The 1,067-nt window shown below is 54.9% G+C and carries 1 protein-coding gene; it reads right to left on the reverse strand.

Annotated features, from left to right (window positions below; all coding sequences use genetic code 11):
- Positions 1-215: 215 nt before the first annotated feature.
- On the reverse strand, positions 216-1,067 hold an 852-nt coding region (locus RMO15_RS10290; RefSeq protein WP_309711560.1), incomplete at its 5' end, for a UPF0236 family transposase-like protein.

Consider the following 1,067-nt stretch of genomic DNA (forward strand, 5'->3'; position numbering starts at 1 on the left):
ATGCCTGAGATTGCCCCGTCTACTTCGCCGCCTGCTCACCCTTGCAGAGCGGCATCCCCCTGATTTAGGAAGCTAAGGCCAAGCTGGCGAGCCACTTCAGGCAGGGTAGGATATTTTGCTGTCTTTGTTCACGCTGCGAGATCCGGTTCCTCAGGACGAGCAGGCTCCAGAAGGGCGAGCAGATCCACTCGCTGGATGAGCACGGGTGCAAGACATTAAAGTGGTGAGGTAGCAGGCTGAAACGCGCGACGATTCCAAAAGGCGAAAAACGCATCCAACTCGTTGCCAAGAAGAAAACCGCGCAGGCGAGCAATCACCTCACCACCACCCACGCTCCAACGCATCCCGGCACCCTTCAAACGCTGGCTCACCACACGCTTACACGAAGACTCCGCAAGCCCAGAGCCGATACAAAGACCACGGCCAAGGTACTCACCATAGTCCATCCGAGAAGCATTGTTGCCAAAGTAGGTCTTCAGGCGAGAAATGGACTCCAGATCAGAGCGACCTAACGCCTCAATGGCTTTCCAAAAGCAAGTCCAAGAACTGCGCTTCATCTCACAAAGACGCGAGCTCAGCCACGCTTGCTTGCCATCACCAAAAACATCCTCCGCCACAGCCGCTACGTACTCGCTGGCATGATAGAAATCCAGGATCTGCTGGGCACGAGGAAAACAGCCAGAAGCAAGATTCCAAATCCAAGCCGCTCCATCTCCCAAGACAGCAAGGCTACCCGCTTTCAGATAACCACAACTCAGGGCAAGGGCTTCCCAGTGCTTTCCAAAGCGACTCGCTTCCTCCATGGTGCAAAGATAGCGTGAGGGCATCTGCTCACGACCATCGCGAAACTCCGCACGCACAACCCCCACTTTCATTTCTCGCCAAGTACCATCTCGCATCGGGGTATGGACGCCGTCGGACTCAATGTAAAGCACTTCTGGCGTGGGCAAATCAGCAGGGAGCTTTTGCTCTGTCTGAAAGGCAAGAGGGAGCATTTCTTGCTGGCGTTGCTCTAGATACTCTTGGACTTGGGGAGCAATGACTTGGCTACACAAACGTTGGGCACT

The sequence above is a fragment of the Armatimonas sp. genome, assembly GCF_031410135.1.
Taxonomy (GTDB): Bacteria; Armatimonadota; Armatimonadia; order Armatimonadales; family Armatimonadaceae; genus Armatimonas.